The sequence below is a fragment of the Enterobacter cloacae complex sp. R_G8 genome (assembly GCF_024599795.1).
GTDB lineage: Bacteria > Pseudomonadota > Gammaproteobacteria > Enterobacterales > Enterobacteriaceae > Enterobacter > Enterobacter dissolvens.
This window is the reverse complement of record NZ_CP102246.1, coordinates 2,216,353-2,231,505: the sequence shown is the minus strand read 5'-3', so window position 1 is coordinate 2,231,505 and position 15,153 is coordinate 2,216,353. Positions and strand designations below refer to the sequence as shown.

Annotated in this window: 11 protein-coding genes; 3 read left to right on the top strand and 8 right to left on the bottom strand. The window is 57.8% G+C overall.

Annotated elements, in window-relative coordinates:
• Positions 1 to 11: 11 nt before the first annotated feature.
• Genes tagF through NQ842_RS10550 form a run of 6 tightly spaced genes read right to left on the bottom strand, consistent with a single transcriptional unit; the run spans position 12 to position 8,014 of the window.
• On the bottom strand, positions 12 to 728 hold the full coding sequence (gene tagF / locus NQ842_RS10575; RefSeq protein ID WP_013096179.1) for a type VI secretion system-associated protein TagF: 717 nt from the start codon (positions 726 to 728) through the stop codon (positions 12 to 14).
• A gap of 16 nt (positions 729 to 744) precedes the next feature.
• Positions 745 to 4,365: a type VI secretion system membrane subunit TssM gene (gene tssM / locus NQ842_RS10570; protein WP_118282841.1), complete on the bottom strand. Its 3,621-nt coding sequence runs from the start codon at positions 4,363 to 4,365 to the stop codon at positions 745 to 747.
• A gap of 2 nt (positions 4,366 to 4,367) precedes the next feature.
• Positions 4,368 to 5,606, bottom strand: coding sequence for a DotU family type VI secretion system protein (locus NQ842_RS10565; RefSeq protein WP_013096177.1), 1,239 nt, complete (start codon positions 5,604 to 5,606; stop codon positions 4,368 to 4,370).
• Between the two features lie 17 nt (positions 5,607 to 5,623).
• Positions 5,624 to 6,967, bottom strand: a complete 1,344-nt coding sequence (tssK, locus tag NQ842_RS10560) for a type VI secretion system baseplate subunit TssK (protein WP_014832329.1) — start codon at positions 6,965 to 6,967, stop codon at positions 5,624 to 5,626.
• Between the two features lie 25 nt (positions 6,968 to 6,992).
• Positions 6,993 to 7,496 carry a type VI secretion system lipoprotein TssJ gene (gene tssJ / locus NQ842_RS10555; RefSeq protein ID WP_050860180.1) on the bottom strand — a complete coding sequence of 168 codons (504 nt, stop codon included), beginning with the start codon at positions 7,494 to 7,496 and terminating at the stop codon, positions 6,993 to 6,995.
• A gap of 23 nt (positions 7,497 to 7,519) precedes the next feature.
• Entirely contained in the window at positions 7,520 to 8,014 is a 495-nt protein-coding gene (locus NQ842_RS10550) for a hypothetical protein (protein ID WP_014832331.1), read from the bottom strand.
• A gap of 861 nt (positions 8,015 to 8,875) precedes the next feature.
• Here NQ842_RS10550 and NQ842_RS10545 point away from each other — a divergent pair.
• Entirely contained in the window at positions 8,876 to 11,164 is a 2,289-nt protein-coding gene (locus tag NQ842_RS10545) for an FdhF/YdeP family oxidoreductase (RefSeq protein ID WP_257256816.1), read from the top strand.
• On the opposite strand, the gene NQ842_RS10540 is transcribed toward NQ842_RS10545, so the two are convergent.
• Positions 11,130 to 11,921, bottom strand: coding sequence for a phosphate/phosphite/phosphonate ABC transporter substrate-binding protein (locus NQ842_RS10540; protein WP_257256815.1), 792 nt, complete (start codon positions 11,919 to 11,921; stop codon positions 11,130 to 11,132). The two genes, NQ842_RS10545 and NQ842_RS10540, sit on opposite strands and share 35 nt — an antisense overlap.
• On the bottom strand, positions 11,914 to 12,885 hold the full coding sequence (locus tag NQ842_RS10535) for a fatty acid desaturase (protein ID WP_257256814.1): 972 nt from the start codon (positions 12,883 to 12,885) through the stop codon (positions 11,914 to 11,916). The genes NQ842_RS10540 and NQ842_RS10535 overlap by 8 nt, the downstream gene beginning before the upstream one ends.
• Positions 12,886 to 13,050: 165 nt before the next feature.
• Here NQ842_RS10535 and NQ842_RS10530 point away from each other — a divergent pair, with 165 nt between their 5' ends.
• Both NQ842_RS10530 and gap read left to right on the top strand, forming a co-directional pair.
• Entirely contained in the window at positions 13,051 to 14,031 is a 981-nt protein-coding gene (locus NQ842_RS10530) for a GlxA family transcriptional regulator (RefSeq protein WP_050860183.1), read from the top strand.
• 78 nt (positions 14,032 to 14,109) lie between these two features.
• Positions 14,110 to 15,120 carry a type I glyceraldehyde-3-phosphate dehydrogenase gene (gene gap, locus NQ842_RS10525; RefSeq protein WP_257256813.1) on the top strand — a complete coding sequence of 337 codons (1,011 nt, stop codon included), beginning with the start codon at positions 14,110 to 14,112 and terminating at the stop codon, positions 15,118 to 15,120.
• The last annotated feature ends 33 nt before the right edge of the window (positions 15,121 to 15,153 follow it).

Here is a 15,153-nt window from a genome sequence, read left to right as displayed (position 1 = left end):
GTGATCCCTGCTTATTCAAACATAGGCGGATAAAGACCGTGACGGCCCGGTCGGGCGCCGCCGGCCGGATCGAACAGCAGCGTAAAGAGCTGCCCGGTGAAGTTTCCGCTGTGGACGTGGGTGTAGAGCGGGTAGCCGTCGCAGCGGTTGGTCCACCAGTAGCTGGTCTGACGAAGCGGGTCAAAACACTCCGCCGCCTGAGGCCAGCCCAGCGTGCTCTGGCCGTCTTCGTCATAACCAATCACATCGAGGATGTCGGAACGCTTTTGCGGCTCGACGGGCTGCGGCGCCGGAATGGACATCAGCATCTCATCCAGCTGCGAGGCGGAAAAACTATTGCGCACCGCATGCAGCCCGAGACGGCCAATCTGCTGATACCAGCTTTCAGCCTGGCTGAGCAGGTTGGTCGACCACTCTGACGGGGCGAAACTGAGCTGAATGCAGATCGGGTACTGTCGGCCCACGCTGTCGCGGCCCGGCAGCAGGCAACCCATCTGGATCATCTGGCTGCCCAGCATCGGCGGGACAACAAAGTTCCACACCGGCGCCTTGTTAAACTGGCGTTCGCCGCTGCGCTGCTCTTCCTGTTGCCAGGCCAGTAGGCCGACCTGAAACCAGTGCGACCACTGACGCTGAAGGGTGTCAGGAAAGCGACGCTGCAAAAAATCTCCGGCGCTGGGTAATTTGCCATACCAGCTGTAGCGGTTCATCGCAGGGGTATTCGTCATACGGCTGTCCTTGCGGTTATGGGCATGAGAAACGAGGAAGCTGGAACGGATTGCGAATGCTGTTCGGCGCAAACTCCAGCGTGACCTGATGGCCATCGACGTTGAACGTGGCCTGACGGCTCAGACTACCTGCCCCAGGGCTGGTGCGCGCTTTATCGAAGAAGCGGTTCAGCGCCCAGGCGCCGTTGGTCACCAGCGTCGCGGTGCTGCCGTTGGCCAGCCCCAGCTGCATACGCACCTGGTTGGTGCCGCCCGGCCCTGGCCAGTTCATGATCTGCACCGCCTGTGGGCCGTGGCTGTAACGCAACAGCTGACCGTCAACGTCCAGCGTCAGGTTAAGAATGGTGTTATCCATGCGCACGGTACGCACCGTCACCTTGAAAGACGGCGTCGTTGCACCGTTAGCAAAGAAGGCATCGCGAATGGACTGCGCCTGCTGGAACGGGCGCAGCAGTCCTTCACTTCCCGGTAACGTTTTCCCGTCGATCCCCGGCATAAAGCGCCAGTTCGCCTGAGTGGTATCCACTTTGTTGGTCAGGTTGTCGCGAAAGAAGGTGTCCATCAGCCCGGTACCCGGCGCAAACATGCGTGCCAGATCGTCCGGCGTCACCTCGGTGCTGGCGCTGCGCACCAGCGGGTAGCGACCGGCAATTGCCTGACGGCAGAAACCGCCCACTTCGACGTTAATGCGCTTACGGACGTTTTCCAGATCGCGACGCTGGGTATCACTGCTGGCCCCCACCGCCATGTTGCTGAACATGGTTTGCAGCCCGCCCGGCAGACGCCCGGCGCTGGCCTGCAGACGGCTGATTGCTTCACCGCCCGGGGCTGGCATGCCGCTGTTGGCAGCGTCCTGCACCGCGGTCAGGTAACGATACAGCTCATCCACCTGCTTGAGGAAATCATCAAAGACGATGGTCTTGCCGCCCTTCTCCAGCGGTTGAGCCAGCTCGATCATCGGCGCGTAGTGGTCGGTCACCAGCTGTTCAGGTGCCTGCGTCACCACCGCCCCCTGCGTCGGGGCATTGTCGTTATTGCTGAACAGCGCTTCGAGGGTACGGGTGGCGCGGTTACTCTGGTCTTGCGCTTTCCCCGCATCCTCCGGCGCTGGCGCGTTGCGCGACAGCGTCAGCACCTGGCTCAGGTTCTGCACCAGACGACGCAGCGGCGAGTTTGCGCCGGAGAGCAGGCGCGCCGTGTTGATGCGCTGCGAGAGATCGGCGCTGTTGTTAAGCTGAATGTCGGCGAGGAAACGATCCCAGTTTGCGATAAAGTCGCGCATGTAGAGCTGACGCACGGCGTTATCGATCTGCTGTTTGTCTTCCCCGGAGGTGGTGGCGCCCAGCACCCAGGCATCGTCTTCGTGCAGCGCCGTGGTCACGCTGTCAATCTGGCTGTTAAAGCTCTTCCAGTAGCCGTCCGGGGTATAGAGCCCCGGCACGCCTTCGCTCACCGGTTTGCCGCTTTTGCGGGAGAACACCAGTTCGCTCTGCGGGCCGCCCAGGTCGGACAGGGAGACCGGCTTCAGGTTCTCGTCATGCTCCAGCAGACGTTTCAGACGCCCATACACGCGGGTGGAGAGCGGCTGCTGGTTGATGAGCGCCCTCTCGCGGGCCACCAGCCCTTCATCCTGCGCATACGGTGAGGCCTGAATTTTTGGTTCCAGCAGTTGCGTCAGGTGCCACTCCAGCTGTTGCAGCTGCGCCTGCGTCACGTTCTGCGGCAGATTACGCTGCAAATTGAGCATCACCCAGGAGTGCAGGAATTTGCCGTCGTAGTGTTTCGGCTGATACAGCATCTGATAGGCTTTCAGCGCCTCGTAGCTGTATTCCACATCGCTGCCGTTGTCGTTGCGCAGCCAGGTGGTGATATGCATCGCCACGGCGGGCAGCAGCATCTGGTCCAGCGCTTTTTGGTACAGCGACTGAGAAGCATCGCTGACGTCATCCCCGCGATACAGCCCCATACGGCGGGAGACCGGCGGGTCGTTGACATCGAAGGCCTCGCTTTTCGGCAAATCGACCAGGCTGTTCAGCAGCGGCAGGAGCGCGAACAGATCGCGCTGAGGCTGATTCTGTAACGCTTTACTCTGCTGCTCCAGTTGCGGGACTTTAGCGTCCACCTCTTCCAGATAGGCCTTATTCTTCGCATAGCTGGTCAGCCACAGTCCGCCGAGGATCACCAGCAGCGCCAGCAGTGCCGCATAACCGGACCAGATCACCGCGCGGTTGCGCAGTTCCCACCAGCGGTTTTCGCCGGCGATGCCCGCTTCCTGGAAAATGACGTTCTGCAGCAGGTTCTTGATAAAGAAACTCTGCCCTTTCGCTCCCGGGATCGGCGCCTCTTTACTGACCGAATCCCACTTCTCTGCCTCTGCCCCTTCCGGCAGTGACAGGGCGCGGTTCAGTTCACCCATGACGCGATCGAACGGCATGCCTTCCTGGGTGCCGCTGGCGAAGTATATTCCGCGTGGGGAGAACTCGGTCTCAAAGTTAGAGCGGGCAAAGACCGTGCTCAGGTAGTCTGCCAGCAGCGGGCGCAGCGCCGCGAACTCCTGCGGGAAGAGATACGCTTCGGCACGGGTTTTGGCGTCATGCTCTTTCAGCATGGTCTCCGGCAGCCCGGCGTCCAGTCGCTGCTGCAACAGCGAGAACTCCTGATGGAAGTTACCCATCAGGTCGAAATCGGCGTGTTTGGTCTGTTCCCACGGCAGGGTGAAGCCCCAAATCTGGTCGCGCTGCGCTTTGTCGTAGTCAGCAAACCAGGCGCGGAAGCCTTTAAGCAGGTCCGCCTTGGTCACCATCACGTAAACCGGGAAGCGGATACCCAGCTGTTCATGCAGCTCAGACAGCCGCTGGCGCAGGTTGACCGCCTGCTGGCGCGCCGCCTCCGGGGAGAGCGTCAGCAGATCGGAAATGCTGATGGTGATAATGACGCCGTTGATAGGCTGGCGGCGGCGATACTTACGCAGCAGGCCGATAAATTCCAGCCACTCTCCGGCATCCTGAACCTGCTCGCTCTCCTGGGTGGTGTAGCGCCCCGCGGTGTCCAGCAGGACAGCTTCGTTCGTGAACCACCAGTCGCAGTTGCGCGTGCCGCCAATGCCGCGCAGAGCGGTTTTACCGAAGCGATCCGCCAGCGGGAATTGCAGGCCGGAATTGACCAGCGCCGTGGTTTTACCGGCGCCCGGTGCGCCGATAATGACGTACCAGGGCAGTTGGTAGAGATATTGCGTACTGAAGCGCTGCGTCCACTGGGCACCGTGTCCCGCTTTGCTGAAGTGGGCTTTTTTCAGCATCTGCGCCGCTTCATCAAAACGTCCGGCGAGGATCTGCTCCTCGCTGTTCAGCCGCTTCTGGGGATCGGCCGCGTCCGGTTTGGTGGTATTTTCATTGAGCTTGTCCATCAGCTTGCGGTTCAGCCAGGCGTTGTACAGCCGCGGCAGAATATGCCCCTGCGCCCAGAGCAGATAAACCACCGCAATACTGATGATGCGGTTTTGTTCAGATTCGAGCGGGCGGGTATCCACGATGGATAACAGCGGACCAATCATCCAGATCACCGCCGACAGCGCGGTAACGCCCAGGAAGCTCCACAGAATGCGATTGGTCAGTATGGAAAGAAGAGTCGTCAGCATCCTTAGTTTCCTTGCGGCAATCCGTTCAGCTCAGCCTGCGTATTTTCAGGCGACACCAGCAGAGTTATTTCCACACGGCGGTTACGGGCGCGGTTTTCAGGCGTATTGTTTGGCGCAACAGGATTGATCTCTCCTCGCCCTTCCGCTTTCACGCGGTCAGGCTGCGAGAGGCTTCCCTGCAGCATTTTTTGCACGGACCGGGCACGATCCAAAGAGAGTTCATAGTTGGAGGCGAAGCGCGCGCTGCGAATTGGCACGTTATCGCTGTAGCCCACCACCAGAATTTTGCCGCTGACGTTGTTCATCGCCTGGGCAATCCGGTTGATGACCGGCTCATAGCGGTCACGCACCACGGTAGAGGCGGAAGCAAACAGCCCGTCTCCTTTCAGGATCACCACGCTGCGATCCGCTTCATCCTTCACCGCCACCAGACCGGCATCGATTTCCGGCTTCAGGAAGCCACGCAGGTTGAGAACCGCAGGCAGCTGACGCGCAGGTTGCTGAATGGTGGTTTCAGGCAGCTGAGACTGGTAAATCTTCGCCAGCACCGGGTTGGTGTTGTCGCCAAGACGCCAGTTGAGAATGATGTAGAACAGGCAGGCGATAAACCCGGCCAGCGCGACACAGGCCCACAGTGGCACCATCGGCCGCCACAGCTTGCGCAGCACCGGACGATCTTCCGGGTGTGGAGAGAGCGGTGCCGGATAGCTGCCGCGCACGCCGCGGATCATCTGCCACAGCCGCTGCTTGATGGTTTCAAGCTGGGTGCGACCATTATCCAGAACCCGATAGCGGCCTTCGAAACCGAGCAGCAGGCAGTAGTTGATCATCTCCAGCAGGAGGATATGTTCACGCGGATTCTGCGACAGACGCGCCAGCAGCTGGAAGAACTTTTCACCCCCCCAGGTTTCGTTATGAAACGTGACCAGCAGACCATTGCTTGACCAGACACCGCTGCTGCCCCAGGGGGTCAGCGCCGCGGCTTCATCCAGCGCCGTACAGAGGCAATAGCGCGCCCCGACGATCACCTCATACGCCAGTCCTGCCTGCTGGCAGCGGACTTCGAAACGGCGAATCTCGTCGATCAGACGCTGGCGCAGCGCCACCTGATCGTCATGAGACACCGAATGACGGATTTGCGGAATCGCGTTGAGCAGCGGATTGGCGGCCGCCACCAGCTGATTGTTGCTACTGGCTCCGGTAAACGCGGCATCACTGCCGGTATCCTGTCGTTCCTGCATATTAAGCGCTCGCTTTATTATTCAGTCGGGCTACGGATGGCCCAAAACTCCATATCAAGACCCGGGAACTCCCCTGCGAGATGCAGGGCGAATGCACCGGACTTATCCATCTCGTGCCACAGCTCACTGCCCTTCTCCAGCTCAAAGTAGCTGTAGCCCGCATGCCATGGGATCTGCGGCGGCGCAACCGGCATGGCGCGCAGCATAATGCCCGGCAGCTGTAACTGAACCAGATCGCGGATTTTCGACACCGGCGCGACTTTCATCTGGGCAGGGAAATGGGTTTGCAGGTGTTCGCCCGGCACGTTGGCTTTGACCGCCAGGACGAAGCCGAACTCGCGCACCATGCTGGTCTCCGGTACCGTGGCGATGTTCAGGCCATGGGAGCGCTCGTTCAGCGGCAGCTGAATGGCCTGATCTTCCATCACCAGCGACAGCCCCTGACGCAGCATCAGCATCAGCTTGCTGAAGCATCCCGCAAGGTCGTCGTGATCGTAAATCGGCAGCACGCTTTCGGCGGTGCGTTGCGAGGTCCAGGTGGCAAGCTCCGTGGCAAACGGCAGCCAGCTGCGCCAGAGTGTTTCCGGGTGCAGCAGCGGGAGCGTTTTTAAATGGGAGACTTCGCCCAGGTGACGGTTAACCAGCGACAGCAGCGTAAATTCGATCAGCTCGGAGGTGTTAAAGCGGCCAGGCTGGCGCAGACGACCACCAATCTGCTGGCTACGTTGCACCAGCAAGCCGTGCAGATCGTTTACCATGCTGTAGAGTTGCGGGCTGTTGCAGGCGTTCAGCATCGGCGGAATGTAGCTGCTATCCAGACGCACATGGTTGTCGTTGCGCTTTTCCGCGACAAACGCGATGCCAATCGCCGTCCATTCGGCCGTCAGATCTTTTTCCAGCATCAGGGTCAGACGTAAACGGCCAAACTGCACCGTGGCATCCCCCACCGACATGGCGTTATCGTCTTCCACCTCCTGCTCGAAGGCGATGAAACGCGCCAGTGACGCGGGCTCCTCGCTGAAAATAACCTCTTCACGCTCTCCCCGACGTACCGGCAGCGCGAGCACCACCTTTTCATTGGTGAGATTGTCAGGAATTTTCAGCGGGGCCGGGCCATTACGCCCGTTGCGAACCTGGAAAAAGGTGCCGTCTGGCAGCACACCGCTGCAGTAGCTCAGGGCAATGCAGCCCTGGCGAAGCATCGCTTCGTCCAGTTCAACATCGAGGAAGCCCCAGAGATACGATCGCTGCAGCGCACCCCATTCCCGAACGTGGTTGAGCAGATAACTTTCTGTCCGTTGAAAATGGTGTGGACGCAGGAACATGCCTTCGGTCCAGACGACCTTCTCTGCTTTGCTCATGATAGGTTTCCTGTTTTTAAGCGCGTTACTGGCTGATGACCCGGATGCCATTTATGTCGAGAAAGACGTTGGCCTGAAGTTCATCAGATGACCATTTCCAGAACTGGTAGAGATGGTTTTCGCCTGGTACAGGCAGTGGGAGTGAAACACGCCATTTCTTTCCATCCAGCATCTGATACTCGGCCATAACACCGATATAGCGCGCGTCGGGTGAGCTTTGGCCGCTGAGGGTTTTCGAAAGCTGGCCCGGCATCAGGAAGAAAACATCGCTGTTCAGCAGATTCGCGCCAAGCGTGGCTGACGCGTTGTTCTGCAGGGAATAGAAGTCACTGGACATGAAATCCGCATCGGACTTCAACAGCAGCACTCTGACTTTAAGCGGCGCAGAATCATTAATTTGTGGATGAGCCTGAAACTGCAGATTGTAGCGGGAGGGGTCGCTGTGTGAAGACGACGTACAACCACTGACCAGGGCGAAAATCACCGCGTAAAAGACGAACCACAGCTTATGAAAATTTTTATTATTCATAAAAATACGCTCAGAAAAGCCGTTTAGTTCAGGATCCAGGTACCGTTAGCGCTGTCTTTGCAGGCTTTGCTGTTCCCGTCCACGTCGACACAGGTCGCTTTTTTGCGCGTCTTAGGACGAATGGCCTGTTTACGTACGGCTGCTTCATACTGATCGGCTTTGATCACCGCACGCATCGGAACGTAACCAATCAGCTGGTCTTGTCCTTCATCGGCAAGCGCCATCCAGTAGTGTTCAACCTGCCCCAGCACCACGTAGGTTTTTCCGGTTACCAGCGTACTGACAACCTTGCCACCAAAATCAGGGCGGCTCATCAGGGATGCCGGATACATAGCACGGTATGGCTCGTTAACCTGAGTAAACTCAGCAGGAGGCGTGATGGCATGACGGTGGGTTAAGGTGACGCCGTTGACCTGGCTGGTCACGATCGTATCGTCAGTGATCACAGGTTTCTGCGGCGCTTTACAGCCCGCCACCGCCATTACAAACAGAAGTGAAAACAATACGCGCATTTTCATATGCTTTTCCGTAGCGATATTTCGATGATGAGATAAAGGGGATGAAGTTTGACTTAGGTGCTATCGTTAAAATAGCCAGGATATTTTCGGGGCGTTACTATTATTCGGGCATAGCTACCGCACGAGCCCTTCAGAATAAGGCCCAGCGTCTTCCTGACATATTTTGACAAACGGTAAACAAGTTTACATGAGCTTGTCACCAATTCAATATTTCCTTCCTCACAACTGCTGCTTAATGAAGCACCCGACTCATTATAGGATTAATCTGAGAAAAAAAGCTTACTTTGCTGAATTTGTCTTATTATTACGCGTTCCTCTAACACAAACTATTGATTCAGAAATTAAAAAATCAAAAGAGAACCATTGTCATTAACGCAATACTGCTATTATCGCCACTACCATAATTAGTAGAATGGGGATTTTTTCAGGGGGAGTATGAATATATCTTCCATGAATTATTTGTTGCATTGATAGCGTATCTTTAATAGCGATGACTTTTCCGCCCTGAATTAAGACAATTCATAGACGATGAAAAAAATTAATTTTACGGCGCAAAATAACCTGGTGTCTTCAATCCCTTAGAGGCACGATTTACACCACCCGCAGTGAATTAACAGTTAAGCAGGACTACATCTTTATTCCCCGTCGCATTGTTCACTTTATCGCCTTCAGCATCGTCGGGTAAATATATTGCAGGTTCCCTTGCCCGCCTTTCGTTTGAAATTTTACCGTCACTAACATTGTCGCCTTCACGCCACCCTTGTCAGGACACATTATCGACATGATAAAAATTTGTTATGATTTCTTTAATTTTTCTCAGCCGCATCATGCACGACTGGCGGTCTAACAGGGTAATCTGGAATGAATAACAAACGACGTGCCGTTCCCGGCATCAGACCTTACGACGGCCCTGCAGGCGGCTGGGGAGCATTAAAAGCGACGGCAATTGCCGTGCGAACACAGATGGATGCCCTGGAGGCTCCCGCCACGCTGTTGCGCACCAACCAGCCGGACGGCTTCGACTGCCCGGGCTGCGCGTGGCCAGACAAAGAGCATAAATCCACATTTCAGTTCTGCGAGAACGGGGCAAAAGCGGTCACCTGGGAAGCCACCAGCAAACGGGTGACCCCTGAGTTCCTCGCTCATAACACCGTTACGTCGTTACTGGCAAAATCTGACTTTGAGCTGGAAGGATACGGGCGCCTGACCCATCCCCTGCGCTATGACCGGGCAAGTGACACTTTTCGCCCCGTCGATTGGGAGGAGGCCTTTGAACGCATCGGCGAGGTTCTGCGTGGGCTCGAACCAGACCAGGTGGAGTTCTATACCTCCGGGCGCGCCTCCAACGAAGCGGCCTGGTTGTTCCAGCTGTTTGCCCGCGAGTACGGGACCAATAATTTCCCTGACTGCTCCAACATGTGTCACGAAGCCACCAGCGTCGGTTTACCGCGCTCCATTGGTATCGGGAAAGGTACCGTCTCGCTGGAGGATTTTGACAAGACGGAGCTGGTGATCTCCATCGGGCATAATCCCGGCACCAACCATCCGCGTATGATGGGCACCCTGCACGAACTGGCCCGTCGCGGCGTGCCGATTATCGTGTTAAACCCGCTGCGCGAGCGCGCGCTGGAACGGTTTGCCGATCCGCAGAGCGTCATTGAGATGGCGACCTACGGATCCACCGACATCGCCTCAACCTACTTCCAGGTTAAAGCCGGTGGCGATGCCGCCGCGCTAAAAGGCATCGCCAAACACCTGCTGCAGATGGAAACCGAGCGCGGTAATGTGCTCGACCGGGCGTTTATCGCCGAACACACGCAGGGCTTTGAAGACTTTGCGGCAGATATTGCGCAAACAAGCTGGGACGCCATTGAGCGCGAATCCGGGCTGAGCCAGGCGGCGCTGAAAAATGTTGCCGATGCCTACGCGAAATCGAACGCCACTATCATTACTTACGGCATGGGCATTACGCAGCATAATAAAGGGACCTCCAACGTCCGTCTGATCGCCGATGTGCTGTTGCTGCGCGGCAATATAGGTAAGCCCGGTGCCGGGATCTGCCCGCTGCGCGGACACTCTAACGTTCAGGGGAACCGTACCGTCGGCATTAGCGAGAAACCGTCACCGGCATTTTTGAGCCGTCTGAAGGAGGTCTTCGGTTTTGAACCCCCTTCTCACCACGGGCATGACGCGGTGCAGGCCACCCAGGCCATGATCGACGGCCGCGCCAGAGCGCTTATCTGCCTCGGGGGTAACTTCGCGGTGGCAATGCCCGATCACGAGAACGGCTTCCCGGCGATGAGTCAGCTGGATCTGAGCGTGCACGTCGGTACCAAGCTGAACCGTACACACCTGCTGGTGGGGAAAGAGACCTTCATATTCCCCTGCCTTGGCCGCACGGAGCTTGATGTGCAGGCCAGCGGGCGTCAGTCCATTACCGTGGAAGATTCCATGTCGATGGTTCATGCCTCCTCAGGCAAGCTGAAACCCGCCTCTCCCCTGCTTCGCGCCGAACCGGCCATTGTAGCCGGCATGGCGAAAGCGACCCTCAAGGCCACCCGGGTGGACTGGATGCACCTGGTGGCGGATTACGATCGTATTCGCGATTTGATTGAGCAGACCATTCCGGGCTTTGAGGACTATAACGCGCGGATCCGGGTACCCGGTGGCTTCCGTATGCCGCTGCCGCCCACGAAACGTATCTGGCCAACGGCAACGGGCAAAGCGATGTTCTCGGTATTTGAAGGGGTCAATGAGAATGCCAGCGGTGAAGGCGATAACGTCCTGCGTCTGATCACGCTGCGCAGCCACGACCAGTATAACACCACGATTTATGCCCTCGACGACCGTTATCGGGGCGTCTTTGGCCGTCGCGACGTGTTGTTTATGAATGAAGGCGATATGGAACAGTCAGGACTGGAGCACGGCGACCGGGTGGATATCGAAACCGCCCTGCCGGGCAGCACTCAGCGTCTGGAGGATATCACGGTGGTGGCATACGCCATCGCCCCGGGCTCGGTCGGGGCCTACTATCCTGAGGCCAACGTGCTGGTTCCGCTCGACTATCTGGATAAAGAGAGCGGCACGCCATCGTATAAATCGGTGCCCGTCCGCCTCACCCTGCGCTCGAAAGAGATCCGTCCGCTGTAACCCCGGTTAACACAGACCAGGCCTCGCGCGCCACGACGCTAAACCCGCCGATAAACAGCGCATCACACACGCCCTGGTATTCCGGGGCGCTTACCAGCGTGGTTAGCGCATCGCGGATGGCATGAAGCGTTTCGGGTGTGGTACCGGGCGCGGTGATTAGCGGCAGTCCTGGCGTGAGGGGCGTCTGGTCAATCACAGCCAGTCCCGCCAGCAGGTTCGGGTCATGCCGCTGCAACAGCGCATAGGTCACGCAGTCGATCGCCGCGATATCCCCTCCTCCACGTTTTACCTCGATCAGCGACTGGCGATGGCTGCCACTGAAGATAACCTCAGAGAACCAGGCGTTTAACGCACGTGACGGCACGCGGTTGCGCAGCGCATTGTAGCCAGACTGGGAATCGGGCGCGTTACATACCACCCGCCGTCCGCGAAAATCAGTCAGTGAGCGGTGTTTATCCTCATCACGTACCACCAGAAAACTACGGTAGTGGATGCCTTCGCAGCCCGGTACCCGGTAGTGAAAACAGCCGACGACCTGCACCGCCGGCAACTGTGTCATCAGCGGGTAGCCACAGGTCTGGCTCAGGATAAGATTAGGCTGTTGCCAGTGTGCCGGCAGGTCAGACTCCGGCCAGCCGGGGATAAGATCCTCCACAGGCAGACCACGCGCCACCAGCAGACGCTGGACGGCCCGCCACAGGGCAAGAGTATCGGTACTATCCACCGCATACATCGGAAACGCCAGCCGGTTACTCATCTCCTTCCTCCTGTTGACGCCAGGGATGTACGGTGACGTCCACCGACGTTTTCCAGAACCGTCGCATCCATTCGCCATACCCTCTGACCAGAAACCCGTGGTTACGCTCCCGGTACGCCTGCTTGTTTTGCAGGTAGATCGTCTTAAGCCCATACCAGGGCACGCCGGGTAAATCGTGATGTACTGAATGGTAGTTAAGATTTAAAAACAGCACGCGCCAGAACAAGCCTGCTTCGTTAATCACCGAACGCGCCAGCGGGTCGTCCGCCGCGCGATGTTCCAGAAAAGAGCGTACTTTTGTCAGCGCCAGCGCCGGGTAGCTTACCGCCAGCACAAACCAGAGCGGAGAGAAACCGTTGTGCATCATCCAGGTAAAAAGCAGCGCCAATAACGCTATATGCACAAGCCACATCACCATCGCCCGCAGTTGAAGATGGCGAAACGCCGCCACCGCGCTGCCCAGCGTCTGGAGAATATCCAGCAGCGGCGCCAGCAACAGTCGCCCAGTAAAGGTGTTACGGGCGTGGATCACCCGCTTCTGCCAGGGCGACAATCGCGCCCAGCTCGCCTGCGTAAAGTAGTATGACTCCGGATCATCCACCGGAATGGTCAGATGGTCGTGGCGATGGTGGGCCAGATGAGAATCCCGGTACAGGCCATACGGATACCAGACAGCCAGCGGCAGCGTGCCAAAGAGCTGGTTCAGCCAGGCGAAACGCGTGGGATGGCCGTGGATCAGCTCATGCTGAAGAGACATATACCACGCGGTAAACCCAATCAGCAGCAGCGTGGCCGGCAGCAGACCGAGGGCCTGCCAGAACACCAGTGTCGAGAACCAGCCGCCATAAATAGTGACTATCAACAGCCATGTGGGCAACTCAGTTCGCCAGAGAAACCCCGAGGCGAGGTGGTGAATATGGTCGCGTTGTTGCGGGTGTAAATAGAGGGAGCTTCGTTTACCCATTCCTTCAGACGCCGTTTCGCCAGAGATAATGTGCTGACGATCCGGGATAACGTCTGAAATAACAAAGAACTTAAATCACTTTGCTTTGCCAGAAAGGTGCGTTGTGCCTGTTAACGCCCTTGCCCTCCGCTTGACTTATTTTGTAATAAAGGTACTTTTCAGGACATGAAGAAGATCCTGATTATTGTTCCTGACGGCGGCATGTTGTTTGAAGCCGCCGGCATCGCCGACATTCTGATGCAGGCCAACCGCCTGCACCCGGGAGGCCTTGCGCAGCCTTGCTATCGCATCATCATCGCCACGACCCAACCCCACCAGGTGATCCACGGCCAGTCTGGTCTAAATCTGCTGGCAGATTATCGCCTGCCGGAGCTGGATCCCCGTGAGCCGCTTGATACCATCATCATTACCGGGCGCGGCATGAACGAGCAGGAGAGCACCGCCGTGGTGGACTGGCTGCATCTTGCCGCACCGCATTCGCGGCGGATCGCCTCCATATGCGGTGGTGCGATGCTGCTGGCCCAGACCGGTTTGCTTGACGGGCGTAGGGCGACCACCCACTGGCGACTGCTGGAAACCATGCAAGCGCAGTACCCCACCATCCGTGTTGAGGGAGGGCCGCTCTATATTCAGGATGGCCCCATCTGGACCTCCGGTGGCGTGAGTTCCGGCTTTGATCTGACCCTGGCGCTGGTGGAAGACGATTATGGCTTCAGCCTCGCGCGCGACGTGGCGCAGGATATGGTGATGTATCTGCGCCGCCCGGGAGGACAACTGCAGTTCAGCCGCTATAACCTGTCGCAGTCCGGCTCCTCCGGACCCATCAGCGAGCTGCAAACCTGGATCCTGCAAAACCTGACGGCCGATCTGTGCGTCGAAAAGCTGGCGGAAACAGTAGCCATGAGCCCGCGCAATTTCACCCGGGTATTCACCCGCGACACGGGGGCGTCTCCGGCACGCTATGTGACCGAAGCGCGCCTTGCCGCAGCCCGACAGTTGCTTGAACAGACCGACGCTCCGCTATCCGTTATCGCCGAGAAAAGTGGATTTGGCACCAGCATCAACCTGCGCCGCGTATTTGAAAAACAGCTCCACCTCACACCCGGTGAATACCGTCAGCGTTTTCACTGCCGCAAAATGGCGTAATGTGATCCTTTTTTGTCATTTACGCCATCCGGCCTGAAGCCTACAGTGACTCCAGACAACAGAAATAAGGAGTGCATTATGGTTAAGGTCGGCATTAACGGTTTCGGCCGTATCGGACGTAATTTCCTGCGCGCGGCGCTGGGCAATCCGGACCTGCAGATTCTGGCGATTAACGATCTGACGGACAGCAAAACCCTCGCCCATTTGCTTAAGCATGATTCCCTGCTCGGCACGCTGCCGGCCCCCGTTGAAGCGGCGGACGGTGCGCTGCAGGTTGACGGCCAGCGCATCACCGTCTTTAGCGAGCGCGATCCGGCGAATATCCCCTGGCGCGATGTCGGCGTTGACGTGGTGATTGAAGCCACCGGTTTCTTCACCGAACGCGAGAAAGCGCTGGTGCATATCACCCACGGTGGGGCGAAGCGCGTCATCATCTCCGCGCCAGGTAAGAATGACGATCTGACGGTGGTGATGGGCGTTAACCACGAGCAGTACGATCCGGCTAAGCACGTGGTAGTGAGCAACGGGAGTTGCACCACGAACGGCCTGGCGCCGGCCGCTCAGGTTTTGCATCAGCAATTTGGTATTGAGCATGGCCTGATGAACACCACGCACGCTTATACTAACAGCCAGGCGCTGCATGACCAGCCGGAAAAAGATCTGCGCGGCGCACGAGCGGCCGCCCTGTCAATTGTGCCGTACTCCAGCGGTGCCGCGAAGGCGCTGGGGAAAGTCATCCCGTCTCTGGACGGCAAGCTGACCGGCTATTCCCTGCGCGTACCGGTTCCGGTGGTCTCGATTGTGGACTTGACGGTGACGCTGAGCCGTGACGTTACGGTACAAGAGGTGAACGATGCGTTCCGCAAAGCCGCCGCCAGCGGGCCATTGAAAGGCATTCTGGGATATAGCGATGAACCGCTGGTCTCCAGCGATTATCAGGGCGACCCGCGCTCTTCGATTATTGACGGTCTCTCCACCCTGGTAATTGGTGGTCGGATGGTGAAGATCCTGGCGTGGTATGACAACGAGTGGGGATTCTCTAACCGCCTGGTGGATCTGGCGGTGCTGATGGATAAGAAAGGGTTGTAAGGTGTAAGCCGGGTGGCGCTTGCGCTTACCCGG

Coding starts and splice junctions, on each gene's coding strand:
- tssK (WP_014832329.1), bottom strand. CDS start 6,967: ATGAGCAAAGCAGAGAAGGTCGTCTGGACCGAAGGCATGTTCCTGCGT.
- NQ842_RS10530 (WP_050860183.1), top strand. CDS start 13,051: ATGAAGAAGATCCTGATTATTGTTCCTGACGGCGGCATGTTGTTTGAA.
- NQ842_RS10550 (WP_014832331.1), bottom strand. CDS start 8,014: ATGAAAATGCGCGTATTGTTTTCACTTCTGTTTGTAATGGCGGTGGCG.
- gap (WP_257256813.1), top strand. CDS start 14,110: ATGGTTAAGGTCGGCATTAACGGTTTCGGCCGTATCGGACGTAATTTC.
- NQ842_RS10565 (WP_013096177.1), bottom strand. CDS start 5,606: ATGCAGGAACGACAGGATACCGGCAGTGATGCCGCGTTTACCGGAGCC.
- tagF (WP_013096179.1), bottom strand. CDS start 728: ATGACGAATACCCCTGCGATGAACCGCTACAGCTGGTATGGCAAATTA.
- NQ842_RS10545 (WP_257256816.1), top strand. CDS start 8,876: ATGAATAACAAACGACGTGCCGTTCCCGGCATCAGACCTTACGACGGC.
- NQ842_RS10540 (WP_257256815.1), bottom strand. CDS start 11,921: ATGAGTAACCGGCTGGCGTTTCCGATGTATGCGGTGGATAGTACCGAT.
- tssJ (WP_050860180.1), bottom strand. CDS start 7,496: ATGAATAATAAAAATTTTCATAAGCTGTGGTTCGTCTTTTACGCGGTG.
- tssM (WP_118282841.1), bottom strand. CDS start 4,365: ATGCTGACGACTCTTCTTTCCATACTGACCAATCGCATTCTGTGGAGC.
- NQ842_RS10535 (WP_257256814.1), bottom strand. CDS start 12,885: ATGGGTAAACGAAGCTCCCTCTATTTACACCCGCAACAACGCGACCAT.